We start from the raw sequence: 24,429 nt of genomic DNA, 5'->3' as shown, positions 1-24,429 counted from the left end.
CAAGGCCGCAGCCCGGCCATTTCCCCGCGGCGGCGCGATGAAGTCTGATCGACTTCGGGTCAGGCGCAGGGGCGGAGGAGGGCTGTCAGTGGTGGGCGGCCTTCCAGGCCGGATAGTCCTTGTCCAGCAGCGTCTCGGCCCATACCCCGACGTAGCGGTAACCGTTGCGACGCTCGTGCTCGATCTCCATCAGGTCATGACGGATGACGGCGTCGCGGCCGATGTAGATGGGCTGGCCCGTTTCCAGATCGTAGAAGCGCGCCCAGATGCGCGCGCCAGGCTTGGGCGCCAGGACGCGGTCGCGGCGGCCTTGTGCGTCGGTGATGAAGACCTCCGTCGTGTCGCGAAGGGCGGCGGCCTCCAGCCAGGCCACGGCGCCGTCCACGGCGGCGACGACATGCTCGCTCGGATCGGGCAGGCTCATCAGGAAATGGACGATGCCGACGGTTTCCTGGCCGGACAGCGACGCCGGCTCGAACCGGCGGGCTGCGACCGGGGCCAGGGTCTGAGCGTCGTGCTGGGCGCACCAGCCGGTCAGGACGCCGTTCTTGCGGATCTGGGTGCGCAGGATGGTGTCCACGCCCCGCGCCACGGCCTGACGCGCGCGTTCGCGTCGTCCGTCATCGACGAAGCCATAGGGGGCTGTCCCATCGCCCACGTCCCGCAATAGCTCCAGCACATGGACCATGGCGTCGTCGTTGAAGGTGATCTGGTCGTGATAGCCGCCACGCAGGGGAAAGAACTGCGGCCAGCCGCCGTTCGGCTGCTGGGCGGCGAGCAGATAGTCCAGGCCCCGGTCGAAGGCGGCGCGGCTGTTTGTGTCGCCTGCCGTGATCGTCCGGGCCAGAAAAGTCAGCGGCAGGGTCGTGCCGCCATTGTCGATCGTATTGGCCAGGCCGGGGTCCGCGTCGGGGCGAGGCGCCGCGAACAGGTCGGTGTTCTTGGGCCAGCCGCCCTCGGCCGACTGATGCAGGACGACTGTCGCGGCCAGACGCCGGACCTCGGCCGTGGCGTACCAGTCGGCGGGGCGACGAACGACGGCTGTGTTCCAGACGACGGCGGGAGAAGGGGCGACGGCCTCTTGCGGCGCCGCCGAAGCGGGGGGCGGGGCCAGCATCGCCGCCGTCAGGGCCACGCCCAGAATCAGTGCTGTGCTTTTCATCGAGAGCCTTTCGGGTTTCGGCAAAAAAGAAGGGACGCCGATGTTTCGCGGCGTCCCCGAGGGACAGCGTCCTGGGAGAGATTAGCTGTCGAACATCGTCGTCAGAACACGAACCGTGCGCCGACGAAGTACTGGCGGCCGGTCGAGCCGTAGCTGGCGACCACCGGATCGGCCTGATAGGCCCAACGCTCGTCCGCCTGATCGGTCAGGTTCAGCGCCTCGGCGGTGATGGTGACATTGTCCGTCAGCTTGTAGGTAAAGGACGCATCGACGTTCAGCGTCTCGGACGAACCCAGGAAGTCGTTGATCAGCGGCGAGTCGCAGGCGCCCGGATCGCAACCGCCCGACGCCAGCGGATAGGTGGTCTGGTACTCGGCGCGATAGGCGGTGGAGACGCGGGCGCTCCACTTGGGCACTTCGTAGAAGACGGTCGCATTGAACGATTCCGGCGAGGCCCCCAGGAAGGGCGCCGTGCCCGTCAGATTGCGCGCCGGGTCCAGGATGTATTCCAGCTCGGAATCGATCTTGGTGTAGTTGGCCTGGACGCCGAAGTTCTTCAGGAAGCCCGGCAGGAAGGTGAAGTTCTGCTGATAGGCGATCTCGAAGCCGCTCAGCTTGCCGCCCGGCGCATCGTTGAACTGGCGCACCTGGAAGGGCAGGTCCGCGTCGATATAGGCGCGCCGGCTGTCGGACGACACATCCGTCAGCCCGTCGAAGGCGAGGCGCAGATTGGCGACCTGATCGGCGTCGAAGATTTCGCTCAGCTTGCCTTCACGCAGGACGATCTGGGGGAAGCTCTCGATCTCCTTGTGGAAGACCGCGACCGACAGGATGGCGTCGCTAGCGAAATACCATTCGACGTTGAAGTCCAGGTTGGTGGCGCGGAACGGCTTCAGCTTGGTGTTGCCCAAGGTAATGCGGGCGTTGGAGCCGTCGAAGGCCGCCGCGGCGCCCTGATCGCCGACGGGCACCGCAAAGTCGGTTACGCCGGGTTGCAGCGCAGTCATCTGCGGACGCGCCATGACCTTGGCGGCGGCGAAGCGGACGATCAGCTTGTCGTTCAACTCCCAGACCAGGTTTAGCGAGGGGAGGGTGTCGTTGTATTCGTTCTCGTTCTGGACGGGGCGTCCACTGGGCGAGCGACCGCGGGAATCCACCTTGGTCTCGGCGCGACGAAGGCCGGCGTTGCCGCGCAGTTCGCCGATGAACAGGGGCACGCGGAAGTCGGCCTGCGCATAGTAGGACAGGCTGTCCTCGTCGACCCAGAAGGTGCTGGTGCCGCCGTTGCGCAGATCCGACAGACGCCAGTCGCCGAATTCGTTGATGCAGTCGCAGTCGAAGCCGAAGCGTTGCTTGAACGCATCCAGGTTCGGCGTGAAGAAGCTGGTCGGCGTGCCCTCGGGCACGTTCAGACCCTCGCCCCAGCTGGTCAGCTGGCCCATCTGCGAAACGGTGGTGGCGTCGACCAAGCCTGAACGCACGCCTTCGAGCAGGCTGGGGTTCATGGTGTCGCCGATCAGGCGCTCGAAGCGGGTGTAATAGAAGTCGAACTTGCGTTTGCTGATGCCGAAGCTGAAGCTCAGGTCGTCGCTGGCGTCCCACTCGAAATCGATCTTGGCGGTCTGGTAGCCGTTCTCGGTGACGGTGCGGAAGTGGCGCAGCGCCGAATAGCCCTTCACGAAGTCCCAGCTGTTGGGGGCGGCGACGTCGAAGCCGAAGTCAATGCTGGGCATGTCGCCGCCTTCGCGATCGTCGAAGACGAAGTAGTCGTTGCCGGGAACGCCCTGACCCGAGTCCAGACGAATGAAGTCCGCCAGCAAGCCCTGGTTGTTGTTCTTGGAGCTGGAATCGCCCACCAGAACCGACATGCGGAAGGTGTCGCTGAAGTCGTGCTCGATGTTGATCGAGTTCTGGCGGAACTCGGTCGTATAGCCCCCCTGATCGACGGCCGAACGCATGTCGACATTGCCCAGCACCAGATAGTCGGCGTTGGCGCCGGTCTCGCTGAGACCCGCATCGATCAGCCGAACAGAGGGCCGTCCGATGAAGGCGCCGCGCTGCGCCAAGAACTGCGGGTGAGCGATGTAACCGACCGATCCCGGCTGGTTGTAGTAGTCGTAGACCTCAAGGTTGTTCGGGTTGAAGCTGCCCGTGCCGGCGGCCAGGTTCTGGTTCGTCGCACCCGGCGCGGTGCGGAACACAGGCGTGCCGCCGTACATCGACTGGCCGCAGTCTATGGCGTCGCGGAACTCGGTCGCGGCCTGGCTGGCGCAGTTGGCGTAGGTGGCCCGGCGGTTGGCGTAGGAGTTGTTGGTCGCGCTGGCCGTCGTCGCGGTTTGATAGCTGAAGGCCGTTCCAGTGCGGTTTCCGTTGGTGTTGTTCCGGTTCAGGCCGACCGGCCCGATCTGATAGTTGGTCGAGACCTGGTTCTGCTTCGAATACAGGTTGTCGAAGTTGATGGTCGTGCGATCCGAAGGCCGCCACTGACCCGACAGGGTGACGCCCAGGCGATCCTGATCGACTTCGCGGTGGTTCAGCGAGGCCAGCGAGGGAATGTGAACCAGCGAGCCGCGATTCGAAGCGCCGTTCAGTAGGGCGTAGGCGGCCGGGTTCGACCCGATCAGCAGGTTGCGGGCCTCGGGATTGGTCACCCGAGGAAGGGCGGTCGCTGGGTTCGTGCCGATCGGCAGAGCGAAGCCCTGCGGATCGGTCGTCGCGCCCGATCCGGCGTTGTTGAACGTCGCGCCCCGGTAAAGATATTCGTTCGAACCGATGCCGCGCGAATAGCTGTCGATGTTCTGCTTGCGCTCGTTGTAGGCGACCGAGCCCATCAGGCCGAACTCGCCGATCTTACTGTCCCAGCGGTCCGACGCCAGCAGGGCGACGCGCGGATTGTGCGTGCCGCCGTTCTCGTAATAGGCGTCCTGAAGCGTCAGGGCGAGGCGGCGTTCGCTGAAGTCGAATGGACGGCCCGAGATCAGATCGACGGTTGCGCCCAGCGAGCCTTCGTCGGTCTTGGCGTCGGCCGATTTCTGAACCTTCAGCGAGTTGAACAGCTCGGAGGCGAAGGTGTTGAACTGAAAGCCCCGGTCGCGACGCAAGGCGCCGTCGGCGTTGTTGGCGCCCGATGTGGACAGGGTCTCCAGACCGTTCAGGCGAACGCGGGTGAAGTCGCCGCCCAGACCGCGCACCGAGATTGAGTTGCCCTCGCCGTTTTCACGGTCGATCGAGACGCCGGGGATACGCTGCAGGGATTCCGCCAGGTTGGCGTCCGGGAAGTCGGCGATGTCCTCGGCATTGATGACGTCGACGATGGTGTTCGACCGGCGTTTTTCGCTTAGCGCGCTGGCCAGCGAGGCCCGAATTCCGGTGACGACGATTTCGCCGACCTCGGTGGCTTCCGGGTCGGAGTTTTCCTGCGCCTGGACCGGGGCGGCGAACAGCATGGCCCCCATCAAAAGAGCCGCCGGCGAGGCCGCCGCGAGCAGATATCCCGTGTGTTGGTTCCGCATTCTTCCCTCCGTTGCAGTCGCGCTCCTGGCCTCTTGGCGGGCTGGATGCCGACTTCCCCTGTTCCCGGTGCGCCGGGTCACAATCAAAAAGTAGTATGATACGATTTGGACATCAAGCAGAAATGTCACCGGTGTCATGCCGCGAGCGGGCGTCGCTTGCAACATAAAATAACGACGTTTGGAGGAGCGCGATGATGTTGGGCAGAAGAGGCTTCCTGGCCGGTGCGGCCGGTATCGCGAGCGTCGCCGTGGCGCGCGGCGCATGGGCGGATCAGCCGCTGGACGACTCGGGCCGCATCATCCCGACGCCGGCGCGCAATCCCTATCCCTATTCCGGCGTCAGCGGGCCGGGCCTGCCGGTGCAGCCGGACGATGCGCGCGGCGGCTGGATGTCGGGCCTGGCCGGCGTGCGCTACAGCGGCCGACGCCCTATGCCCTATCCAGTCTTGCCCTGGGGCGAGGCGGCGACGGGGGCCGCCGTGGACAAGGGACTGCTGCCGCCGATCCATCCGCTGATCCAGGTGCAGTTGCGCGATACCCAGATCTGCATCGGCGGCGACGGCGCCTATTACATGACAGGCTCCACGGGCGGAAACATCTGGGCCTTCAACGACGGGGTGGAGCTGTGGCGTTCCGAGACCCTGGTCGACTGGACCTATCTGGGCCTGGTATGGAGCCTGGACCGCGAGGGCGGGTGGGCGAAGTCCTGGCGGTCGCGGCGCGGGGTGCCGTTTCGCGCGATCTGGGCGCCGGAAATCCACTATCTGGCCGGCAACTACTTCATCTGCTTCAGCGTCAGCCGGGCGGGACTGGGCGTGCTGCGCAGCACGACGGGCAGGCCGGAGGGGCCGTATGAATACGCCTTCTCGCCAGATGCCCACCTGCGGCGCGGCATCGACGCCACCCTGTTCCAGGACGACGACGGCGCCGTCTATCTGACCTATGGCTCGGGCGACGAGATGGTGCGGCTGAAAGACGACCTGTCCGGCTATGCCGGGGAATGGCGCAAGACCGCGTTCGTCGAGACCGACTGTCTGGTGGCCCGCGACCGCGACCGCTGCCTGCGCGGCGAGAACATCCTGGGCTATGAAGGCGCGACCCTCTTCAGGAAGGACGGGCTCTACTACCTGGGTGCGGTCGGCAATGTGGAGGGGCGGTACTCCTTCGTCTTCGCCGTGTCGGAAAACATCCACGGCCCCTATCGGATGCGGCACGAGGCGGCGCCCTGCGCTGGCGGCGGCAATGTCTTCAAGGACAGGGAAGGGCGGTGGTGGTCCACCTTCTTCGGCAATGACGAACAGAGCCATTTCCGCGAGAAGCCGGGTCTGATCCGGGTGGAGTTCGACGACGCCGGGCGGATCGTCGCCGCCAAGGACCAGCCCTTCGCCCGTCCCTTGCCGCCCTTGCCGACGCCCAAGCCGGAGATGATGTCATGATGGATCGCCGAACCCTGTTGCTGACGGGCGCCGCATTGGTCGCCCTGCCGACGTCCAGTCTCGCCGGGGATGGGCAGCCGGCCTTTGCGGGCGCCATGGGCTGGGCCGCATCGACGCTTGGCGGGCGCGGCGGGCGGATCGTGCGGGTCACGACCCTGGCCGGCGAGGGGCCGGGATCCTTGCGCGAGGCGCTGGAGGCCGAAGGGCCACGCATCGTCGTGTTCGAGGTCGGCGGCGTGATCGACCTGAACGGTCACGACATCCGGGTGCAGACCCCCTTCCTGACGATCGCGGGCCAGACCGCGCCCGAGCCGGGGATCACCCTGATCAAAGGCGGCGTCAGCATCCGCACCCATGACGTGATCGTGCGCCATATCCGCGTGCGGCCCGGCGCGAACGGCGCGGCGCCCCGCAGCGGGTGGGAGGTGGACGGCCTGACCACCTCGGGCGGCTGGAACGTGATCGTAGATCAGTGCTCGTTCTCGTGGGCCACGGACGAGAACCTGTCGGCCTCTGGCCCGCGCTTCGGCGGCGGGGAGACGGTCGAACAATGGCGTCGGAACACGTCGCGCCGCATCACCTTCAGCCGCAATATCGTCGCCGAGGGCCTTTCCCATTCCAGCCACGCCAAGGGCGAACATTCGAAGGGCACGCTGATCCACGACAATGCGACGGAGGTGCTGATCGTCGGCAACCTGTACGCCCACGACTACGAGCGGAACCAGCTGTTCAAGGGCGGCGCCCATGCGGTGACGGCCAACAACCTGATCTACGACCCCGGTAATCGCTGCATGCACTATGCGCTGAACGCCGAGGAATGGGTCGGCCATCCGTGGGAGGTGGGCCAACTGTCCATCGTCGGAAACGTGACGCGCGGCGGCCCCTCGACACGCGCCGACCTGCCGTTCCTGATCGTTGAGGGGCAGGGTGATCTGGACCTCTACGCCGTCGACAATCCCGCGCGCCATGCCGACGGCCGTCCGATGCAGGAGATCGGGATCATCTCGGACCGCGACCCGAAGATCACCCGTCTGGAACGGTCGCCGCACTGGCCTGCCGGTTTCCACGCCCGACCGTCGGGTGAGGTCGAGGCCTGGGTCTTCGCCGAGGCCGGGGCGCGGCCCTGGGCGCGCGACGCCATCGACCGGCGCATCCTGCAGCAGGTCCGCGACGGGACCGGCCGGATCATCGATGACGAAAAGGCGGTCGGCGGCTATCCGACCCCAACACCGACGCAGCGGGCTTTCGTCGAGGCTGACTGGGATCTGGCGACGATGACGCGCCATGACGGCAGGCCGAGCTGACGCTCGACCTGCCGATCCGTCCTACAGAGCCTTGAACTTGAAGTTCTTGAATCGGACCTCGCCTTCGCCGGCGGCGTAGATGCCGGGGCGCAGCATCATGAAGCCGCCGCGGACGTTCTGGTTGTAGCCCGAGACCTCCATGCCCCGGTCGAACCGCTGCCAGGTCACGCCGTCGCCGGAGGTGTCGAAATAGACGTTCTGGTAGGCGTTGGTCAGGCGGATGAACATGCGCCGGCCGTGCGGATTGGCCGGCCTGCCCCGTTCGATGCCGTACTGGTGGGTGACGTAGCGGGTCGCGTCGAAACCGAGGCCGGCATACAGGGCGCGGTCGTAGAACAGGATCAGGCCGGCGACCGCGCCGGGGTCGATCTCGACCTCGCACTCGATCTGATAGGCCTGCTCGCCCTGGACGAAGGTCAGGGGAGAACAGTCGACCGGCGCCTTGCCCTTGGCCTTCATGTGCAGGACGCCGTTCTCGCGACGCAGGCGATCCTTCTCGTTCGGCTGCGGATCGTAGAAGCTCCACTGGATGCCGAACTTGTCGGTCGAGAAGTCATCCGACAGGGCCATGCCGTGCGGCACGGCATCGCCGCCTCGGGGCTTGGCGATGGGCTGGGACAGGTCGCCGCCCTTGGCGCGGAACCAGCCGTCGTCTGTCCATTCGATGGGGTCCAGCAGGGTCTGGCGGCCCAGGCTCCAGTAGGCGTTCTCATAGCCGTGATAGACCATCCACCAGTCGCCGTCGGTCGGTCCCTCGACCAAGGTGGCGTGACCGCGCGACCACCATTTCTCGGCCCCCGAGGCGGTGCGAACGATGGGGTTGTGCGGGCAGTCCTCCCATGGCCCGTTGACCGACTTGGACCGGGCGGCGATGACCATGTGGCCGGTCGGCGGGCCGGCCGTGCCGCCGATGGCGGTGATCATGTAAAAATACTCCCCGTGCTTCAGCAGCTTGGGCCCTTCCTGGGCGAAGCCTTCGACGATCCAGTCGTCGGGATATCGCCAAGCCTTGTAGACGCCTTCCTCGACCGGGCCGTCGGTCGCCAGGCCGTCATCGGTCAGCTTGACCCGGTCGCCGCCGTTCAGGAACAGATAGCGTTTTCCGTCCTCGCCGACGATATGGCCGGGATCAATGTTGGCCGGGATCTTCAGGTCGATGGGTTCGCTCCACGGCCCTTCGATCTTGTCGGCCCAGATGACGTAGTTGGAGCGGTATTCGGGGAAGCGGGCCGGGATGTAGCAGTAAAATTTGCCGTCGTGCTTGATCAACTCGGGCGCCCAGACCGAGCCGATGTTGGTCGTCAGGGCCGCGATCACCGGCTGCCAGTTCACCAGGTCGCGCGAGTGCCAGATATGGATGCCCGGCACCGACTCGAACGACGAGAAGGTCATGTAGTAGTCGTCGCCGTCCTTCAGGATCGACGGATCGGGGTGGTCGCCCGACATGATGGGATTGAGGAAGGTCCCGTTGCCCAGATCGGCCATCCGCTGGCCCTCGATCCCGCGACGCCACTTCATCGAGGCCCATTCGCGACCCAGGGGCGCGGCCTCTTCGTTGGTCTGGGCGAAGGCGGCGCGGACGGGCAGGGCGGCGGCGGCGACGCCTCCCAGGAGGCCGGTCAGGGCGGCGCGGCGGTCGATGAATCTCATGAGCGTTTCCTTTGTCCTTGTCTTTTGGGGGCGACGGCGGTCAGGCCGGCGTTGAGGCGACGGCGGCGATCAGCCGGCTCATGGCGTTGATGTAGGTTCCGGTGGAGATGCCCATCGGTCCGCTGGCTTCGGTGAAGGGCGAGGTGTCCCAGTCGTCGCCGACCTGGCCGCGATCGATGAAGCCGGGCGGCGGTTCGGCCGGGCCGGAGCCGCGATAGGGATGGCTGGTGGTCTTCAGCTCGACGGGCCAGTAGCCCTCGGCGTTCAGGGCCGAGATCAGCGTCGCGACCGAGGTCGGCCCCTGGACGGCGGCGTTCAGATCCGAACCGGCCTGCGGACGGGTGATCACATAGTCCGGCATCAGCGACGGACCGCGTCCCAGCAGCGGCGAGTTCTGCGTCGCCGCCTCCGGCGACAGGGCCGAGGCCTGGACCACGCGCAGGCGCAGGGCGGCCACGTCGATATGTTTCTCGGCCTTCGCGCCGGTCATGTCGAAGTCGGCGTAATAGTCGCCATTCTGGGCGTTGGAGCCGCGCCGATGCACGGCGATGAAGCGGTTGGTCCCCGGCTCGACGAAGCGGAAGAAGTTTCTGCCGTCGTTGTGGGCCTCGACCGGCGCCTCCATCCGCTCCAGCCAGTCCAGCGCCTGCGGCAGACGAGCCAGGAAGCTGCGGTCGCCGGTGAGGCGATAGAAGTCCAGCATCTTGCCGATGGCCGCAGCGGTGGTGTGCGGCGAGACGGCGGCGGGTTCGTAGGTCCGGCCCCAGGCGGGCTTGAAGTCGGGGGTGTATTGCAGCGCCCAGCCCGGCGTCGGATCGGGCTGTTGCAGATCGCGATAGCAGGCCATGGCGCGCTGGATCGGCTCGCGCACCCGCTCGTCCTTCAGTTGTTGCAGGACCAGCAACAGGAAGTCGATGTTCTCGTCCGCCACCTCGTCGTTCAGGGTGATCAGGCCGGTGTAGTCGGGCTTGCCGTGGTTCTCGAAAGCGCCCGCGCGGGGCCAGCGCTGGGGCCATCCGCCCGACGGCAGTTGGCTGTTCAGGACGAAGTCGACGGCCTTGTCCACTGCGGGCCGGAACCGCGTCTCGCCCTTGGCTAGATGCAGCCGCAACAAGAAGCGGGCGCACTCGACCGTGGCGTGGTCGTCGAAGGTGGCGTTGCCGTAGTCGTGTTGAAACTCCTCCAGCCGCCAGCCATTGGCGCCGACGGTCTCGTACCAGCGGCGGATCGAGGCTTCGCCCGCCGTGTCGATGACGTAGTTCCAGCCGCCGGCCGGGTGCTGGCCTTGGATCAGGGCGTCCGCCGCCTGGATCGCCGCAGTGTAATACAGGTCGTCGCCGGTCGCCCGCCAGGCGTCCAGGAAGATCTGGCCCATCTCCGGCGTGCCCGGCGCCTGGGTCCAGATCATGGTCGGATAGGCCTCCATCTCGCCCCAGCGCCGCGAAAGATCCGGCAGGTAGGACCAGACATAGCCGCCCTCGACCGCCACTTTCTCCGTCATGAAACGGGTGGCTCGGGCCATTGTCGCCAGCACCTGGGCGCGCGTCGGCTCGGCCGCGCGCCAGCCGGCCAGAGGCGCAGCCAGGGCAGCGCCGGCCGCAGTCGCCAGACAGGTGCGTCGGCTCAGCATCGAAGACCCCTTCGTTTCCCGGATGTCCGACGCTCTGACGGCGACTTGCGGAATGACACCGCTGGACATGTCTGGAAATATAATAATACTTTTCGGCGAATGGCTAGGGAGGAAAGGCCATGAAATGGCGGATGGGCGGCTTGGCCGCAGCTCTGGTCGCGCTGTCGAGCGTGGCGGGGGCGCAAAGCGCCGATCCGCGCGCCGTCTGGCGGATACCGGCCATCGACTTTTCCCATGCCGGTTATCGCGGCGGCGGCGTGGCCCCGGCCATCCATCCGGCGACCCTGATCGTGGAGCCTGTCGAGGGCGATGACGGCGCACGGATTCAGGCGGCGATCGACCTCGTAGCGACACGGCCTGCCGACCGGCGCGGCCATCGCGGCGTGGTTCAGTTGACGGCCGGAACCTATGAGGTCGAGGGTCAGGTGCGCATCACGTCGGACGGAGTGGTGCTGCGCGGCGCGGCCGACGGCGGCACGACCGTGGTGGCGACCGGCGTGGACCGTCGCGCCCTGATCGTCGTCGCCGGCCAAGGGGGCGCTGCGCCGTCCGGCGATCCCCTGCCGGTCGTCGGCGCCGCGCCGGTGGGGGCGATGCGGCTGCCGCTGGCCTCGACTGAAGGGCTGGTTGTCGGCGATCGGATCACGATCCGGCGGCCGAGCACGCAGGCCTGGATCACCGCCTTGGGCATGGACGATTTCGTCGGCTGGCGGCCCGAGGGGCGGCTGAACTGGAAGCCGGGCACGCGCGACATCGTCTGGGACCGCACGGTGACGGCGGTTCAGGCGGACGCCGTCCTGATCGACGCCCCCCTGACCACGGCGCTAGATCCGGATATGGGCGGCGGCCTGGTCACGCGCGGACCGTCCACGCCGCGCATCCGCGAGGTGGGGATCGAGGGCCTGACCCTGGTGTCCGCTCACGATCCCGAACGGCCTATGGACGAGGATCACAGCTGGTACGCGGTCGCCTTCGACGGGGTCGAGGACGGTTGGATCCGCAATCTGTCCGCGCGCGGCTTCGTCGGTTCGGTGGTCGATCTGGGCGAGACGACGCGGCGCATCACGGTTCAGGACGTCTCGGCCTCCGACCCCGTGTCCGAGATCGGCGGCTGGCGCCGACGGGTCTTCTATACGGCCGGCCAGCAGAGCCTGTTCGTCCGCTGCGACAGCCGCGACGGCATTCACGACTTCGGCCTGGGCCATGCGGCGGCCGGCCCCAACGTCTTCCTCGATTGCACCGCCACGGGCGCCAGGGGCGACAGTGGTGCGCTGGAAAGCTGGGCCTCCGGCGCTCTGTTCGACGGGGTCAAGGTGCGTGGCGGCGCCCTGACCCTGACCCATCGCGGGCGCGAGGCCCAGGGCGCCGGCTGGTCCGCCGCCAACTCCCTACTGTGGAACTGCGAGGCGACGGTGGTCGAGGTGCGCAGTCCCCCTGATGGGTCGAACGCCGCCGTCGGCTGTCGCGGCGAACGAGTCGGCGACGGGGTGCTGGAGGATCCACGCGCCCAGCCAGGCCGTGACTTCCACCGCGCCCAGCCGCAGAAACCGGCCAGCCTGTATCGTTATCAGTTGGAAGCGCGGCTGGGGCGCGAGGCGCTCGACGCGCTCGACCCCGTCGTCCTGCCCGCGCCGTCGCGCGGAACGCCGAACCTGACCGAGGCGGAGGTCACCGCCTGGCGTGACGCCCATCGTCCATCCGACGAACGCCATCCCCTGACCTTGGCCGACGGCCGGTTCCAGATCGGCGGCCGCCCGGCCTATGTCCGCAAGATCGGCTTCGCCTTCTTCCAGGCCCAGATGCCGACGGCCGCCGCCGTCGGGTCCGGCCCCTTCCTGACCAGGTTCGCGCCGGGCAAGATCGGACCGGGCCTGACCGACGACCTGGACGCCCTGGTCGCGGGGCTGAACACCGGCGACGTGGTCCAGCACAACTACGGCCTCTGGTACGACCGGCGGCGCGTTGATCATGACTTCTACGGCTCGCCGGATCAGAAGGACGGCGAGGTCTGGGCGCCCTTCATCGAACTGCCCTGGGCCCGCAGCGGCCAGGGGAGGGCGTGGGACGGGCTGAGCAAATACGACCTGACCCGCTTCAATCCCTGGTTCTTCGACCGGCTGGACGGGTTCGCCGAACGGGCGGAGCGGCGCGGCGTCGTGCTGCATCACCGCATGTATCTGCAGCACTGGCTGCTGGAGAGCCGCGCCCATTACGTGGACTTCCCCTGGCGGCCGATGAACACGATCCAGGCGACGGGCATGCCGATGGAGGTTCCGGCCGCCGAGGTCTTCTGGGACGTCTCCGACCCGGTGCGGCGCGACCTGCATCGCCTCTATATCCGCCATACGCTCGACGCGCTGAAGGATCGGTTTAACGTCATCTTCGGCCTCGACCCGGAATACACCGGCCCTGTCGCCTTCGTCCGTTTCTGGCTGGAGACGATCGCCGAATGGGAGGCCGAGACGGGCCGTTCGGTCTGGGTCGTGCTGGAGGCGCCCAAGGCGGTGACGGACGCGGTGCTGGACGATCCGGTCTTGTCTCGCACGATCGACGGGGTCGAGTTCCACCACTGGACCCATCGCCCAGACGGGACCCTGTTCGCGGTCCAAGGCGGCATCGACAAGGCGCCGCGCGAACAGGTGGACGCCATCGCCCGACACCAGGATCTGGCCAACGGCGCCGATCCCGCCCAGGTGCGTCGCGATCTGTGGAAGTCCACGCCCGCCATGCGATATCGCGCCTATCGCGAATACCGCGACCGCCGCGCCGATCTGGCCCTGCTGGACGGCGACGACGCCTATCCCGATCTGAGCCGGGCCGTTGAGGCGGCCTTCCCGGCGGCGGCGCGGGCGGGGATGCGACCGTCCGACCGCGTCATCGCCGGCCCCTCGTCCTGGGGCGGCGCCGACGCCGAGGGGCGGTTGCTGGTCTATGCGATCGAAGGCCCCGCGACGCTGCGCCGATTGGTCGGGCCGATGACCGTGCGCTGGGCCGGCGGCCAGGGCGTCGCCTGCCTGCCCGCCGGCGCGACACGGTTGGAAAGCACGGCCCAGACCCCTTGGGCCGCCTGGCTCGAACCGACCGCCGCCTGTGCGAACTGAACCGAAGGAAATCCCATGACGCTCGCCGCCATCCTGTCATCCGTCGCCTTGCTCGCCGCCCCTCAGGCCGCACCCGCGCCTCCTCCTGGGGGCACGCCCATCACGCCGATTCAGGCGTCCAAGATCATTCTGGTCGGCGACTCGACCACGGCGGTGATCGGCGGCTGGGGCCCCAGCTTCTGCGCCGACCACGTGACCTCCTTCGTCGCCTGCGTGAACCTGGCGCGGGGCGGGCGCAGTTCCGGCAGCTATTTCGCGGAAGGGTCCTGGAATCTGGCGCTGGCGGAAATGTCCACGCCTGGCTTCGTCCAGACCTATGTCCTGATCCAGTTCGGCCACAACGACCAGCCGGGCAAGCCGGGCCGCTCTACCGATCTTGCGACCCAGTTTCCCGTCAATCTGAAACGCTATGTCGAGGAGACCCGCGCACGTGGCGCCATCCCCGTACTGCTGACGCCCCTGACACGGCGTCAGTTCGTCGACGGCCGGTTGCAGAACGATCTCGAACCCTGGGCCGAGGCCGTGCGCCGGGTCGCCCAGGAAACCCAGACGCCCTTGGTCGATCTGAACACGTCCAGCGCCGCCGCCGTCCAGGCCCTGGGGCCGATGATGGCGGCCCGCTTCGCCCAGTCGCCCCCTTCGCCCGAGGTCGCGGCCGCCCTGCTGACCGGCACGACCATCCCCGGCTCGACCGGCGTGACGCCGACGCCCGCCACGCCTGCGGTTCCGGCCCAGAACAACGCCGCGGTCGAGCCTCTGGGCCAAGCGCGGGTGTCGTTCGACTACACCCACCTGGGGCGCGAGGGAGCGGACTTCTTCGCCGCCCTGGTGACGCGCGATCTGATCCTGGCCGTGCCCGCCTTGCGTCGGGTGCTGGTGCCTTGAGGCGCGGAAGATATAATCATATGAATCGGTTTGCAGACTTTTGAAGCGGCCTAGCTTACGACTGCAGGATGAGCGCCAGTAACGACACCCCGGCCGGCCGCGTCAGGTCGACGCAGGTCCTGTCCACGCACGAGCAGATCGTGCGGGCGTTGGCGCAGGACATTCTGACCGGTCGATTGGCGCCGGGCGAGAAGCTGCCGCTGGAGGCCGATCTGCTCGACCGTTTCGGCGTCTCCCGCACGGCCTTGCGTGAAGGCCTGAAGACGCTGGCGGCCAAGGGGTTTCTCAGCGTCAAGACACGGGTGGGCACGCGCGTCACTGAACCCGTTCACTGGAATTACTTCGATAAGGAAGTCCTGGCCTGGCAAGTTTCCGGCGGGATGGATGCGAACTTTCGCCGGCAGTTGGCTGAGGTCAGGCGCGCGCTCGAACCCGCAGCGGCTGCGCTCGCTGCAGACCGGCGGACCGTCGAGGATCTAGCTGCGATGCGGACCGCCGTTCAGGCGATGCGGGTCGAGAATGGTTCGGAATACGCCTTCGCCCAAGCCGACCTTTCGCTGCATCTCGTCATCGGAGCGGCGTCAAAAAATCCGATGATGCGGTCCCTGGCCAGTGTCATCGAAACCGCATTGCTGGAGGTGTTCACGCTCAGCCCGCCCACGCGGGATTTGAGACTTCACCGCGATACCGTCGATGCGCATGAGCGGATTGTCGATCTTATCGAAGCCAGGGACGGCGCGGGAGCGGCGGCGGCGATGATTTCAGTCATCGATGCGGGATTTGGTCGCGTGGAAGCCGAGCGATCAGGCTCTAAGGCCTAAGCGCCTAGCTTGTTGTCGCGCTGCACTGGCGGCATCTCGGATACAGGGGCCAGGCGAGGGTGACGCCCGTCACGGCCAGCCGAGGGTCACGGGAAAGGCCCGCATGCCGGGGGCGCGGTGCAGGTCGAAAAGGCGCCGAAGGCTGCCGCGGCGACCTGCGACGCCGAACGCCTCGCGCCATCGTCGCAGGCGCGTGATCGCCAGGCTGAGAGACAGGGCGTGATCCGCCATAGCCGACATCTGCATCACGCCGCCGGTGGGTGCGCGCCTTAGTCGGAATTGTTTGTGGCGCGTCGGATGCGCGTTCGCTGGACCTGGTCCGTGGAATGGGCGATCTCGAAGCCATGGGATTTGTCGCGCGCCTGTTCCGTCTGCATTTCTCCCTGTGGCTGTGGCTGGGGCTGCTGGTGCTGGCGGCGGTGGCGGCGCTGACACCGGCGGGCTTCGGCTGGCCGCTCAGGCTGGCGGCGGGCTGGGACGCTGGCGTCGCGGCCTTTCTGATCGTCACCTTCTATCACATCGTCCGGGTGCGCTCTCAGGACGCGATCCGGCGCCGTGCGGCCGAACTGGATCAGGCGGGCGCCCTGGTCTTGCCGCTCAGCATGGCGGCGGCCGTCGCCAGCGTCGTGGTGCTGGTACTGGCCATGGTGACGAGCAGCGGCGAGCCGACGGTGGGGCAGGCGGTGTTCTCGGTCGGCACGGTGGGCCTGTCGTGGCTGTATGTGCACATCATCTTCGCCCTGCACTACGCCCACGGCTTCTATGCGCCGCGCGAGCACGGCAAGGGCGATCAGGGCGGGCTGATCTTGCCCGGCGAGGACGAGCCCGACTACTGGGACTTTCTGCACTTCGGCCTGATCATCGGCGTGGCCAACCAAACGGCCGACATCCAGATTTCAAGTCGCAAGATGCGCGGCCTGGCGACCCTGCACAGCCTGGTGGCCTGGTTCTTCAACGCCGTCATCCTGGCGTTGACGGTCAATCTGGCGGCGACGCTGTTCTGAGGCGTCGCCGCCGTTTCGATCAGAGATCGACGGGTCGGCCGGACTCTTCTTCTTCGAGCGTGACGGCGACGTCGGCGTTGGCCGACAGGCGCACCTTGTCGCCCTCGACGCCGGCGACGAAGCCGTTCTCGATATAGTGGTGGTGGTCTGCGTGGGCGCCGGTGTTCTCGCGGCGGGTCAGCTTGATCCGGTCGCTCTCGACCCGGTCCACGACGCCGACGTGAACGCCGTCGGCCCCGATAACCTCCATGCCTTCCTTGATCTCACTCATCGCCGTCTCTCCTGGTTGAAAATAACAACAGGACAGGAGCCCGTCGGACAGGATTCCGTTCCCGTTGCGGTTGGACGGTCCGCCGTTTGCGTTTTACAGGCGGCAGGGACGGGCATTGGGTGCATTATCGCGCCGCAAGACCGGCTCAGCGCACCGGCTGAGGATTGCAGGCGACAGGGATGCCGTTGATTTGATCGAACAGTATGGATGGTCCGACGCCTGGGCGACGGCGTTTGCGCCTCAGGCCCAGGCCGGGCACGCGCCTGGCCGCGTCGTTCTCCAGCATCGCAACGGCTATGTGGTCGCCACGGACGAGGGCGAACTGCAGGCCAAGGCGTCCGGCCGCCTGCGTCACGAGGCCCAGGAGGTCGGCCATCCCGCCGTCGGCGACTGGGTCGCGTTGTCGTTGAACCTTCAGGACCGCACCGCCACCATCCATGCCGTCCTGCCCCGCCGCACCGCCTTCGTGCGCCGGGCGGCCGACAGCGTGCGGCGGGTGCAGATCCTGGCCGCCAATATCGACGTGGCCTTCGTCGTCACCTCGATGAATGCGGATCTGAACCCGCGCCGGATACAGCGGTTTCTGGCCGCCGCGTGGGAGAGCGGGGCGCGGCCTGTGCTCGTGCTGACGAAATCGGATCTCAGCGCCGATCCTCAAGCCGAGGCCGCTCAGGTCGCGGCGCTGGAGACGGGGTGTCCGGTCCTGATGGTCTCGGCCCGCGAAGGCGTCGGCCTGGACGCGCTGCGCCTTCAGGTGAAGCCGGGCGAGACCTGCGTGCTGATCGGCTCGTCCGGCGTGGGCAAGTCCACCCTGGTCAACGCCTTCCTGAACGAAGACCGGATGGCGACCCGCGCGATCCGCGCGTCCGACGACCAGGGGCGTCACACCACCAGCCACCGTCAACTGATCCCCCTGCCGGGCGGCGGTCTGATCATCGACACGCCGGGGATTCGCGAAGTGGGCCTGATCGACGCCGAAGAGGGCGTGGGGGCGGTGTTCGACGACATCGAGCGCCTGATGCAGGCGTGCCGCTTCACCAACTGCAGCCATACGAACGAGCCGGGCTGCGCCGTGCAGGCGGCCCTGGCGGATGGGACGCTGGAGGCCTCGCGGTGGGCGCACTTCCAGAAGCTGACGCTGGAACTGTCGGAGGCCGGGGACAAGGCGGAGCGGGTCGCCAAGGCCGCCGAACGACGGCGGCTGGGCGGGCTTCAGAAGGCCTATCGCGCGACGAAGCGCAACGATCGGGGCGGCGCGGACTGATCGGGGCTTTCCCGTTCGCTTTTTCGACCTGTTCGACCTCTAAGAATTTAGGCCTGTCGCGCCGCCAAACAGGCTAGGTGAGCGACTTAGACTCAAGAAAGAACATCATGTCCGCATTCACCATTGTCACCACCAGCGCCGTCCAGGGCAGCGAGGCCGCAGAGGTCAACACGCTGACGGACGACTTTTCCGACGCCAGCGAGGCCGTCGGCTATGCGCGCCGCATGGCCGACGAGATGATCGACATGGCCGCTCAGCTGCTGCTGGATTTCGATTACAGCAATGTCGGCGTCTATGAAGGCGACCTGCTGGACGAGGACGTCACCCCGGACCATCCCGCCCTGATCGGCGTGTGGGTTCTGGACGAAGAAGGCTCCGCCTTCGTGCCCGCCGAAGAGTTCCGGCAAGGATCGACCGAAGTCGAGAACTGATCGGCGACGATTGCGGCGGGAGGCTCGGATCGAGCCGCCTGCCGCGGTCCGCCAATCGGACGAAGCGCGAGCGCATTCATTGCGCGCCGAATAGCGTGTGCGCCGCATCAAGAATGTAGGGGAGGATGGCCGTCCCTCCGAGCACCTTGCAGTGCTCGGAGGTGACGATGGTGGAGCTTAGCGGAGTCGAACCGCTGACCTCTTGCATGCCATGCAAGCGCTCTACCAACTGAGCTAAAGCCCCGGACCTGTCGGTCTGGTTCGCCCGGTTCATCTTGCGATGGCCCCCGGCGAGGCGGCGGAAACTATGTCAGGGCTTTTCTACGATCAAGCCCGTTTCGAGATTTATTTTCACCGCGTTCCCGGAGGTGAAAATACGCAGGTTTTTCAAACCGAAGTGGCTGGAAAAGCCTGCTGTCCCGCCGCGCTTCCCTAACGGGAAATGCGGCGGGTGCAACAAGAATCTGAGCCTGATCGCAAGAAGCCCAGAGGAAGCCGGGCCTCAAGTAGCGCGAAGCGCGATAGGCCCACCAAACAAGCCCTCAAGTAGCGCGAAGCGCGGTAGGCCCAAGAAAGATTTAGTCGTCGTCGCGCGACGGCTTGGCAATCTCGTCGTCGATCGAGTCATCGTCGTCGTCTTCGATGAACGGCACGGAGTCGTCATCGTCGTCGGCCAGATCGTCGTCACCGTCGGTCGCGCCCATGCCGGCTTCTTCCGACGCATCGGCGGGGACGTCCTCGTCCTCGTCGTCCGGGGTCAGGATGGGCTCGTGGCCTTCCTCGTCGATCTCGGGCGTCTTGACGTCTTCTTCCTCGTCCTCGTCGCCATCGACCTTCTTGTCCTTGACCTGGTCTTCAGCCTCGTCGTCGGCCGGATAGCCGGGGCGAGCGCGGCGGCTGCGCAGCTTCAGCGCTTCTTCCGGATCGAATTCCGTCGCGCATTTGGGGCAGTGGGCGGGTCTACGGTTCAGGTCGTAGAATTTCGCCTGGCAGTTGGGGCAGACCTGCTTGGCGCCCAGTTCTGGATTGGCCACGTGAGGACACTTTCAACGGGTTGAATTCGGGGCGGTCCCTTGCCACCCCTTGGACCCGCTGTCAAAAGCCATCTTTCGCGCCGCCCGCGCGGCCGTTTCGACAATACAGCCGGAAGCGGGTGAATATGCCTTCCCAACTGACCGCACGACGTTCGTCCGCCCTGACCGGAAAGGTCCGCGCGCCCGGCGATAAATCCATGTCGCACCGGTCGATGATCCTGGGGGGAATGGCGTCGGGCGTGACCGAGGTCGAGGGTTTGCTGGAAGGCGACGACGTTCTGGCCACCGCGCGCGCTGTCGAGGCGTTCGGCGCCAAGGTCGAGCGGACGGGCGACGGCAAGTGGCGGATCGAGGGCGCGGGCGGCTTCAAGACGCCTTCGTCGGTGATCGACTGCGGCAATGCCGGGACCGGGGTGCGCCTGCTGATGGGGGCGGCGGCGGGTTATCCGCTGACGGCGACCTTCGACGGCGACGGCTCGCTGAGGAAACGGCCGATGAAGCGCGTGACCGGACCGCTGGCCGACATGGGCGCGGCGTTCGATTGGCAGGCGGCCGAGGATCGCTTGCCGGTGGCCCTGACCGGCGGGACGCTGAAGGCCATCGACTATGTGCAGACCGTGGCCTCGGCGCAGGTGAAGTCGGCCATTCTGCTGGCCGGGCTGAACGCCGAGGGTGTCACCTCGGTGGTCGAGCCGGAAAAGAGCCGCGACCATACCGAGCGCATGCTGCGCGCCTTCGGCGCCAAGGTCGGCGTGGAGAAGATGGGCAAGGGCTGGAAGGTCACGCTGAAGGGCGGTCAGCCGCTGACCGGAACCTTCGTCGCCGTGCCGGGCGATCCGTCCTCGGCGGCCTTCCCCCTGGCGGCGGGGCTGATCGTGCCGGGGTCGGAAGTCACGGTCGAGGGCGTGATGCTGAACAGCCTGCGCACCGGCCTGTTCGACACCTGGATCGAGATGGGCGCGGACCTGACCATATCGAACCGGCGCGAGGCCGGCGGCGAGGATGTCGGCGACATCACCGCCCGGCATTCGGGCCTGAAGGGCGTGGTCGTGCCTGAGGCGCGCGCCGCCTCGATGATCGACGAATATCCGATCTTGGCGGCGACGGCGGCCTTTGCCGACGGCGTCACGGTCATGCGCGGGGTGGGCGAGATGCGGGTCAAGGAGAGCGACCGGATCTCGCTGATGGTCGAGGGCCTGCGCGCCTGCGGAGTCCAGGTCGAGGAAGAGCCGGAGGGCTTCATCGTCACGGGTGGTGGGGTTCGCGGCGGCGCGACCGTCCACACCGCCCACGACCACCGCATCGCCATGAGCCACCTGGTCCTGGGCCTCGCCGCCGAACAGCCGGTCTCCGTCGACGAACCCGGCATGATCGCCACCAGCTTCCCCGGCTTCGTCGAGATGATGAACGGGCTGGGCGGGCGGATCGAATGATGCCGACGCGCGACGTCCTTTATCGCGGCGTCGCGGTCCTCGCGCTTCTGACCTGTCTGGGCGGGGCCGGCTGGACGGCCTGGACCGTGTGGCAGGGGATGATGACCGGCAGCGTCAGGGGCAAGCACGGCGCCGTCCATCTGAGGGCGGAAGGCGATTTCTTCTTCTATTCGACGGTGGCGCTGAACGGCGTCGCCTGTCTGGTTTGGTTGGGCCTGGCGGCGTTCGCGGTCGTCGTTCTGGCGCGGTGGAACGACTGGACGTGAGCCGGTTGGCGGCTTTCAACTGAAGGCCTGCGGCTGGATTGGTTGTGCGATCCTCGCTATCAGGTTCGCCCTCCCGTGCGTTCGGGACCAAGATTGAAAGCGCTGCGCGCTGCGGAGACCTGCTTGACCCTGATCATCGCCGTCGACGGACCGGCCGCCTCTGGCAAGGGGACCATCGCCGCGCGCCTGGCCCAGACCTATGGACTGCCGCATCTGGACACGGGGCTGCTGTACCGGGCCGTGGGGATGAGGGTGCTGGAGGACGGCGGGTCGCTGGATGACGAGGCGGCTGCAACAGAAGCGGCGCGCGGGCTCGATGCGTCCGGTCTGTCGGACGATGCGCGACTGACGACGGGCGAGGCGGGCGAGGCGGCCAGCCGTGTCGCCAGCTTCGCCGGGGTGCGCGCGGCCTTGCTGGAATTGCAGCAGGCGTTCGCGGCTCAGGCAGGCGGCGCGGTGCTGGACGGGCGTGACATCGGCACGGTGATCGCGCCGGATGCTCAGGCCAAGCTGTTCGTCACCGCAACGCCGCAGGTCCGTGCGACCCGCCGCTGGAAGCAGCTGACGGCGCGTGGATCGGACATCGCCTTCGAGGCCATGCTGGCCGACATTCAGCGCCGGGACGAACGTGACGCGGGACGCGGCGCGGCCCCCATGGTCCAGGCCGACGACGCGGTCTTGCTGGATACGACCGATATGGGTATAGAGGCGGCCTTCGATGCGGCCCGCCGTATCGTCGAGGCGGCGCGCGCGAAACACGGTCTCTGACCCTCTATCGCAAATCCAACGCTCCCATCCTCGGCTTCCGCGGGCGTTTTGATCGTTCTGAACGGCCTCGCATCCTGACGACCTGCCTATCTTTTCCTCTCGCCTCGGCGCAGCGCCTTGCTGTGTGAGGGGCGTCCACCTCGCGCGGGGCCGTTCGGTCGCGCGCCACAGCCCTACCGGAAACACCAGAGCTTCATGTCTGATACTCTCAATCCCACACGCGACGACTTCTCGGCGCTGCTCGACGAACAGCTTCAGGGTCGCGACTTCGGCGAAGGCCAGGTCGTTCACGGTCGCGTCGTCGGCATCGAAAAAGATATCGTCATCATCGACGTCGGTCTGAAGACCGAAGGCCGCATCGCCATGCGCGAGTTCGGCCAGGGCGACGACGGCGCCCTGCCCAAGGTCGGCGACAATGTCGAGGTTTACCTGGAGCGCGTCGAGAACGCCCTGGGCGAAGCCGTCATCAGCCGCGACAAGGCTCGCCGCGAAGAAGCCTGGACCCGTCTGGAAGTCGTGTTCGCCGAAGGCCAGCCGGTCAACGGCGCCATCGTCGGTCGCGTCAAGGGCGGCTTCACCGTCGACCTGGGCGGCGCCTCGGCCTTCCTGCCCGGTTCGCAAGTCGACATCCGTCCGGTCCGCGACGTCGGTCCGCTGATGGGCAAGGAACAGCCCTTCGCCATCCTGAAAATGGACCGTCCGCGCGGCAACATCGTCGTGTCGCGTCGCGCCATCCTGGAAGAAGCCCGCGCCGAACAGCGTACGGAACTGGTCGGTCAGCTGGCCGAGGGTGAAGTCCGCGAAGGCGTCGTCAAGAACATCACCGACTACGGTGCGTTCGTCGACCTGGGCGGCATCGACGGCCTGCTGCACGTCACCGACATGTCGTGGAAGCGCGTCTCGCACCCGTCGCAGGTTCTCGCCGTCGGCGACACCGTCAAGGTCCAGATCGTCAAGATCAACCCGGACACCCAACGTATCTCGCTGGGCATGAAGCAACTGCAGTCGGACCCCTGGGACGGCGTGGAAGCCAAGTATCCGGTCGGCGCCAAATACACGGGCCGCATCACCAACATCACCGACTACGGCGCCTTCGTGGAGCTGGAAGCCGGGGTCGAGGGCCTGGTGCACGTCTCGGAAATGTCCTGGACCAAGAAGAACGTCCATCCGGGCAAGATCGTCTCCACCTCTCAGGAAGTGGACGTGGTCGTCCTGGACGTCGACGCCTCCAAGCGCCGCATCTCGCTGGGCCTGAAGCAGGCTCAGGACAACCCGTGGGACGCCTTCGTCGCCAACAACCCGATCGGTTCGACCGTCGAGGGCGAAGTCAAGAACGCCACCGAGTTCGGCCTGTTCATCGGCCTGGACAACGACATCGACGGCATGGTGCACCTGTCCGACCTCGACTGGTCGGTGTCGGGTGAAGAAGCCATCCAGCGCTACCGCAAGGGCGAGATGGTCAAGGCCAAGGTCCTGGACGTCGACGTCGAGAAGGAACGCGTCTCGCTGGGCATCAAACAGCTCGGCGGCGATCCGATCGGCGAGGGCGACACCTATCGCCGCGGCCAGCAGATCACCGTCACCGTCTCGTCGATCGAGTCGGGCGGCATCGAGGTCAAGTTCGGTGAAGACGACGCGCCGGTCACGGCCTTCGTCCGCAAGTCGGACCTGTCGCGCGACCGCAACGAGCAACGTCCGGAACGCTTCGCCGTCGGCGATCGTATCGACGCCATGATCACCGCCGTGGACAAGGCCTCGCGCCGCGTCTCGGTGTCGATCAAGGCGCTGGAAATGAAGGACGAACAGGAAGCCATCGAACAGTTCGGCTCGTCCGACTCCGGTGCTTCGCTGGGCGACATCCTGGGCGCCGCGCTGAAGAACGCCGGCACCAAGGACTAAGCGCTTAAGCAGCGGAGCGCCGCGCGCTCTGCTGTAGCGTCAAAAGATGAGGGCGGCGGGAGCGATCCCGCCGCCCTTTTCTCTGTCTGGGACACCGTTGTGTTCGCTGGCGGACATAATTCCTGCGAATGACGCGCATCATTGGCGGATAAGGGCTTTTTCGAGAGCCGGTCGAAGGTTAGGGTGGGGCTTCTGGATCGACGGGCGGGCGAGACGGCCTGTCAAAACGCGCTGGCAGGGGCATCGATGATCAAGTCCGAACTGATCGAAAAGCTGGCGATGGAAAACACCCACCTGACCCATGCGGAGGTGGAGCGGTTGGTCAACGTCATCCTGGGCACCATGACCACGGCCCTGTCCGAGGGCGGTCGGGTTGAGCTGCGGGGTTTCGGCGCCCTGTCGGTGCGGTCGCGCCCGGCGCGGGCGGGACGCAATCCCCGCACCGGCGAGGCCGTCGAGGTGCCGGCCAAGGCCGTGCCTTTCTTCAAAAGCGGCAAGGAACTGCGCGAGCGGCTGAACGCTTCCGGCGACGCGTGATCCTGCGCCTCGCCTTCTGAC

20 protein-coding genes and 1 tRNA gene are annotated in these 24,429 nt (G+C 66.9%); 13 read left to right on the top strand and 8 right to left on the bottom strand.

Annotated elements, in window-relative coordinates; genetic code table 11:
- Nucleotides 1–85: 85 nt before the first annotated feature.
- Entirely contained in the window at nucleotides 86–1,162 is a 1,077-nt protein-coding gene (pelA, locus tag ACP7BH_RS12005; RefSeq protein ID WP_425985490.1) for a pectate lyase, read from the bottom strand.
- Nucleotides 1,163–1,263: 101 nt separating this feature from the next.
- Nucleotides 1,264–4,674: a TonB-dependent receptor gene (locus ACP7BH_RS12000; RefSeq protein WP_425985488.1), complete on the bottom strand. Its 3,411-nt coding sequence runs from the start codon at nucleotides 4,672–4,674 to the stop codon at nucleotides 1,264–1,266.
- 194 nt (nucleotides 4,675–4,868) lie between these two features.
- On the opposite strand from ACP7BH_RS12000, the gene ACP7BH_RS11995 reads away from it, so the two are divergent.
- Together ACP7BH_RS11995 and ACP7BH_RS11990 are read left to right on the top strand one after the other, a co-directional pair.
- Nucleotides 4,869–6,110, top strand: coding sequence for a family 43 glycosylhydrolase (locus ACP7BH_RS11995; RefSeq protein WP_425985487.1), 1,242 nt, complete (start codon nucleotides 4,869–4,871; stop codon nucleotides 6,108–6,110).
- Nucleotides 6,107–7,414: a pectate lyase family protein gene (locus ACP7BH_RS11990; protein WP_425985485.1), complete on the top strand. Its 1,308-nt coding sequence runs from the start codon at nucleotides 6,107–6,109 to the stop codon at nucleotides 7,412–7,414. The genes ACP7BH_RS11995 and ACP7BH_RS11990 overlap by 4 nt, the downstream gene beginning before the upstream one ends.
- A gap of 21 nt (nucleotides 7,415–7,435) precedes the next feature.
- Here ACP7BH_RS11990 and ACP7BH_RS11985 read toward each other — a convergent pair whose 3' ends face one another.
- Both ACP7BH_RS11985 and ACP7BH_RS11980 read right to left on the bottom strand, forming a co-directional pair.
- Nucleotides 7,436–9,064 (bottom strand): family 43 glycosylhydrolase, encoded by a 1,629-nt coding sequence (locus ACP7BH_RS11985; RefSeq protein WP_425985483.1) that lies wholly within the window; start codon nucleotides 9,062–9,064, stop codon nucleotides 7,436–7,438.
- 40 nt (nucleotides 9,065–9,104) lie between these two features.
- A complete protein-coding gene (locus ACP7BH_RS11980; RefSeq protein WP_425985481.1) occupies nucleotides 9,105–10,694 on the bottom strand; it encodes a pectate lyase in 1,590 nt (529 codons plus the stop codon).
- Between the two features lie 119 nt (nucleotides 10,695–10,813).
- Between ACP7BH_RS11980 and ACP7BH_RS11975 the strand changes: the two genes are divergently transcribed.
- The 3 genes from ACP7BH_RS11975 (at nucleotide 10,814) to ACP7BH_RS11965 (ending at nucleotide 15,501) form a co-directional block, all read left to right on the top strand.
- Nucleotides 10,814–13,795 (top strand): DUF6298 domain-containing protein, encoded by a 2,982-nt coding sequence (locus ACP7BH_RS11975; RefSeq protein ID WP_425985480.1) that lies wholly within the window; start codon nucleotides 10,814–10,816, stop codon nucleotides 13,793–13,795.
- 15 nt (nucleotides 13,796–13,810) lie between these two features.
- Nucleotides 13,811–14,680, top strand: a complete 870-nt coding sequence (locus ACP7BH_RS11970; RefSeq protein ID WP_425985478.1) for a rhamnogalacturonan acetylesterase — start codon at nucleotides 13,811–13,813, stop codon at nucleotides 14,678–14,680.
- Nucleotides 14,681–14,748: 68 nt separating this feature from the next.
- The gene (locus ACP7BH_RS11965) at nucleotides 14,749–15,501 is read left to right on the top strand and encodes a FadR/GntR family transcriptional regulator (protein WP_426043344.1); all 753 of its coding nucleotides are present in this window, start codon (nucleotides 14,749–14,751) and stop codon (nucleotides 15,499–15,501) included.
- 69 nt (nucleotides 15,502–15,570) lie between these two features.
- Here the strand turns inward: ACP7BH_RS11965 and ACP7BH_RS11960 are convergent, their stop codons facing one another.
- The gene (locus ACP7BH_RS11960) at nucleotides 15,571–15,747 is read right to left on the bottom strand and encodes a hypothetical protein (protein WP_425985474.1); all 177 of its coding nucleotides are present in this window, start codon (nucleotides 15,745–15,747) and stop codon (nucleotides 15,571–15,573) included.
- A gap of 80 nt (nucleotides 15,748–15,827) precedes the next feature.
- Between ACP7BH_RS11960 and ACP7BH_RS11955 the strand changes: the two genes are divergently transcribed.
- Entirely contained in the window at nucleotides 15,828–16,505 is a 678-nt protein-coding gene (locus ACP7BH_RS11955; protein WP_425985472.1) for a DUF1345 domain-containing protein, read from the top strand.
- A gap of 19 nt (nucleotides 16,506–16,524) precedes the next feature.
- Here ACP7BH_RS11955 and ACP7BH_RS11950 read toward each other — a convergent pair whose 3' ends face one another.
- The gene (locus ACP7BH_RS11950; protein WP_055805252.1) at nucleotides 16,525–16,776 is read right to left on the bottom strand and encodes a DUF2171 domain-containing protein; all 252 of its coding nucleotides are present in this window, start codon (nucleotides 16,774–16,776) and stop codon (nucleotides 16,525–16,527) included.
- A 190-nt stretch (nucleotides 16,777–16,966) separates the two neighbouring features.
- Here ACP7BH_RS11950 and rsgA point away from each other — a divergent pair, with 190 nt between their 5' ends.
- Both rsgA and ACP7BH_RS11940 read left to right on the top strand, forming a co-directional pair.
- Complete coding sequence (gene rsgA, locus ACP7BH_RS11945) at nucleotides 16,967–18,040, top strand: ribosome small subunit-dependent GTPase A (RefSeq protein WP_425985470.1); 1,074 nt, start codon at nucleotides 16,967–16,969, stop codon at nucleotides 18,038–18,040.
- Nucleotides 18,041–18,147: 107 nt separating this feature from the next.
- On the top strand, nucleotides 18,148–18,471 hold the full coding sequence (locus tag ACP7BH_RS11940) for a hypothetical protein (protein ID WP_135193716.1): 324 nt from the start codon (nucleotides 18,148–18,150) through the stop codon (nucleotides 18,469–18,471).
- A 168-nt stretch (nucleotides 18,472–18,639) separates the two neighbouring features.
- On the opposite strand, the gene ACP7BH_RS11935 is transcribed toward ACP7BH_RS11940, so the two are convergent.
- Nucleotides 18,640–18,715 (bottom strand) — tRNA-Ala (locus ACP7BH_RS11935).
- 334 nt (nucleotides 18,716–19,049) lie between these two features.
- Nucleotides 19,050–19,505 carry a TIGR02300 family protein gene (locus ACP7BH_RS11930; protein WP_135193715.1) on the bottom strand — a complete coding sequence of 152 codons (456 nt, stop codon included), beginning with the start codon at nucleotides 19,503–19,505 and terminating at the stop codon, nucleotides 19,050–19,052.
- 125 nt (nucleotides 19,506–19,630) lie between these two features.
- Between ACP7BH_RS11930 and aroA the strand changes: the two genes are divergently transcribed.
- From aroA to ACP7BH_RS11905, 5 genes are all read left to right on the top strand, one after another.
- On the top strand, nucleotides 19,631–20,938 hold the full coding sequence (aroA, locus tag ACP7BH_RS11925) for a 3-phosphoshikimate 1-carboxyvinyltransferase (protein ID WP_425985468.1): 1,308 nt from the start codon (nucleotides 19,631–19,633) through the stop codon (nucleotides 20,936–20,938).
- Complete coding sequence (locus tag ACP7BH_RS11920; protein WP_425985466.1) at nucleotides 20,938–21,204, top strand: hypothetical protein; 267 nt, start codon at nucleotides 20,938–20,940, stop codon at nucleotides 21,202–21,204. The genes aroA and ACP7BH_RS11920 overlap by 1 nt, the downstream gene beginning before the upstream one ends.
- A 123-nt stretch (nucleotides 21,205–21,327) precedes the next feature.
- Nucleotides 21,328–21,972 (top strand): (d)CMP kinase, encoded by a 645-nt coding sequence (gene cmk, locus ACP7BH_RS11915; protein ID WP_425985464.1) that lies wholly within the window; start codon nucleotides 21,328–21,330, stop codon nucleotides 21,970–21,972.
- 195 nt (nucleotides 21,973–22,167) lie between these two features.
- Entirely contained in the window at nucleotides 22,168–23,871 is a 1,704-nt protein-coding gene (gene rpsA / locus ACP7BH_RS11910) for a 30S ribosomal protein S1 (RefSeq protein WP_135193711.1), read from the top strand.
- A 246-nt stretch (nucleotides 23,872–24,117) separates the two neighbouring features.
- Nucleotides 24,118–24,408, top strand: coding sequence for an integration host factor subunit beta (locus ACP7BH_RS11905; protein ID WP_135193710.1), 291 nt, complete (start codon nucleotides 24,118–24,120; stop codon nucleotides 24,406–24,408).
- Nucleotides 24,409–24,429 lie beyond the last annotated feature (21 nt).

It is taken from the genome of Brevundimonas sp. TWP2-1 (assembly GCF_049897645.1).
GTDB lineage: Bacteria > Pseudomonadota > Alphaproteobacteria > Caulobacterales > Caulobacteraceae > Brevundimonas.
This window is presented reverse-complemented; position numbering and strand designations above follow the sequence as displayed.

Bases quoted from the DNA above. Each gene is read 5' to 3' on its own strand.
- pelA (WP_425985490.1), bottom strand. From the start codon at position 1,162: ATGAAAAGCACAGCACTGATTCTGGGCGTGGCCCTGACGGCGGCGATG.
- ACP7BH_RS12000 (WP_425985488.1), bottom strand. From the start codon at position 4,674: ATGCGGAACCAACACACGGGATATCTGCTCGCGGCGGCCTCGCCGGCG.
- ACP7BH_RS11995 (WP_425985487.1), top strand. From the start codon at position 4,869: ATGTTGGGCAGAAGAGGCTTCCTGGCCGGTGCGGCCGGTATCGCGAGC.
- ACP7BH_RS11990 (WP_425985485.1), top strand. From the start codon at position 6,107: ATGATGGATCGCCGAACCCTGTTGCTGACGGGCGCCGCATTGGTCGCC.
- ACP7BH_RS11985 (WP_425985483.1), bottom strand. From the start codon at position 9,064: ATGAGATTCATCGACCGCCGCGCCGCCCTGACCGGCCTCCTGGGAGGC.
- ACP7BH_RS11980 (WP_425985481.1), bottom strand. From the start codon at position 10,694: ATGCTGAGCCGACGCACCTGTCTGGCGACTGCGGCCGGCGCTGCCCTG.
- ACP7BH_RS11975 (WP_425985480.1), top strand. From the start codon at position 10,814: ATGAAATGGCGGATGGGCGGCTTGGCCGCAGCTCTGGTCGCGCTGTCG.
- ACP7BH_RS11970 (WP_425985478.1), top strand. From the start codon at position 13,811: ATGACGCTCGCCGCCATCCTGTCATCCGTCGCCTTGCTCGCCGCCCCT.
- ACP7BH_RS11965 (WP_426043344.1), top strand. From the start codon at position 14,749: ATGAGCGCCAGTAACGACACCCCGGCCGGCCGCGTCAGGTCGACGCAG.
- ACP7BH_RS11960 (WP_425985474.1), bottom strand. From the start codon at position 15,747: ATGCAGATGTCGGCTATGGCGGATCACGCCCTGTCTCTCAGCCTGGCG.
- ACP7BH_RS11955 (WP_425985472.1), top strand. From the start codon at position 15,828: ATGGGCGATCTCGAAGCCATGGGATTTGTCGCGCGCCTGTTCCGTCTG.
- ACP7BH_RS11950 (WP_055805252.1), bottom strand. From the start codon at position 16,776: ATGAGTGAGATCAAGGAAGGCATGGAGGTTATCGGGGCCGACGGCGTT.
- ACP7BH_RS11940 (WP_135193716.1), top strand. From the start codon at position 18,148: ATGTCCGCATTCACCATTGTCACCACCAGCGCCGTCCAGGGCAGCGAG.
- aroA (WP_425985468.1), top strand. From the start codon at position 19,631: ATGCCTTCCCAACTGACCGCACGACGTTCGTCCGCCCTGACCGGAAAG.
- ACP7BH_RS11920 (WP_425985466.1), top strand. From the start codon at position 20,938: ATGCCGACGCGCGACGTCCTTTATCGCGGCGTCGCGGTCCTCGCGCTT.
- rpsA (WP_135193711.1), top strand. From the start codon at position 22,168: ATGTCTGATACTCTCAATCCCACACGCGACGACTTCTCGGCGCTGCTC.
- ACP7BH_RS11905 (WP_135193710.1), top strand. From the start codon at position 24,118: ATGATCAAGTCCGAACTGATCGAAAAGCTGGCGATGGAAAACACCCAC.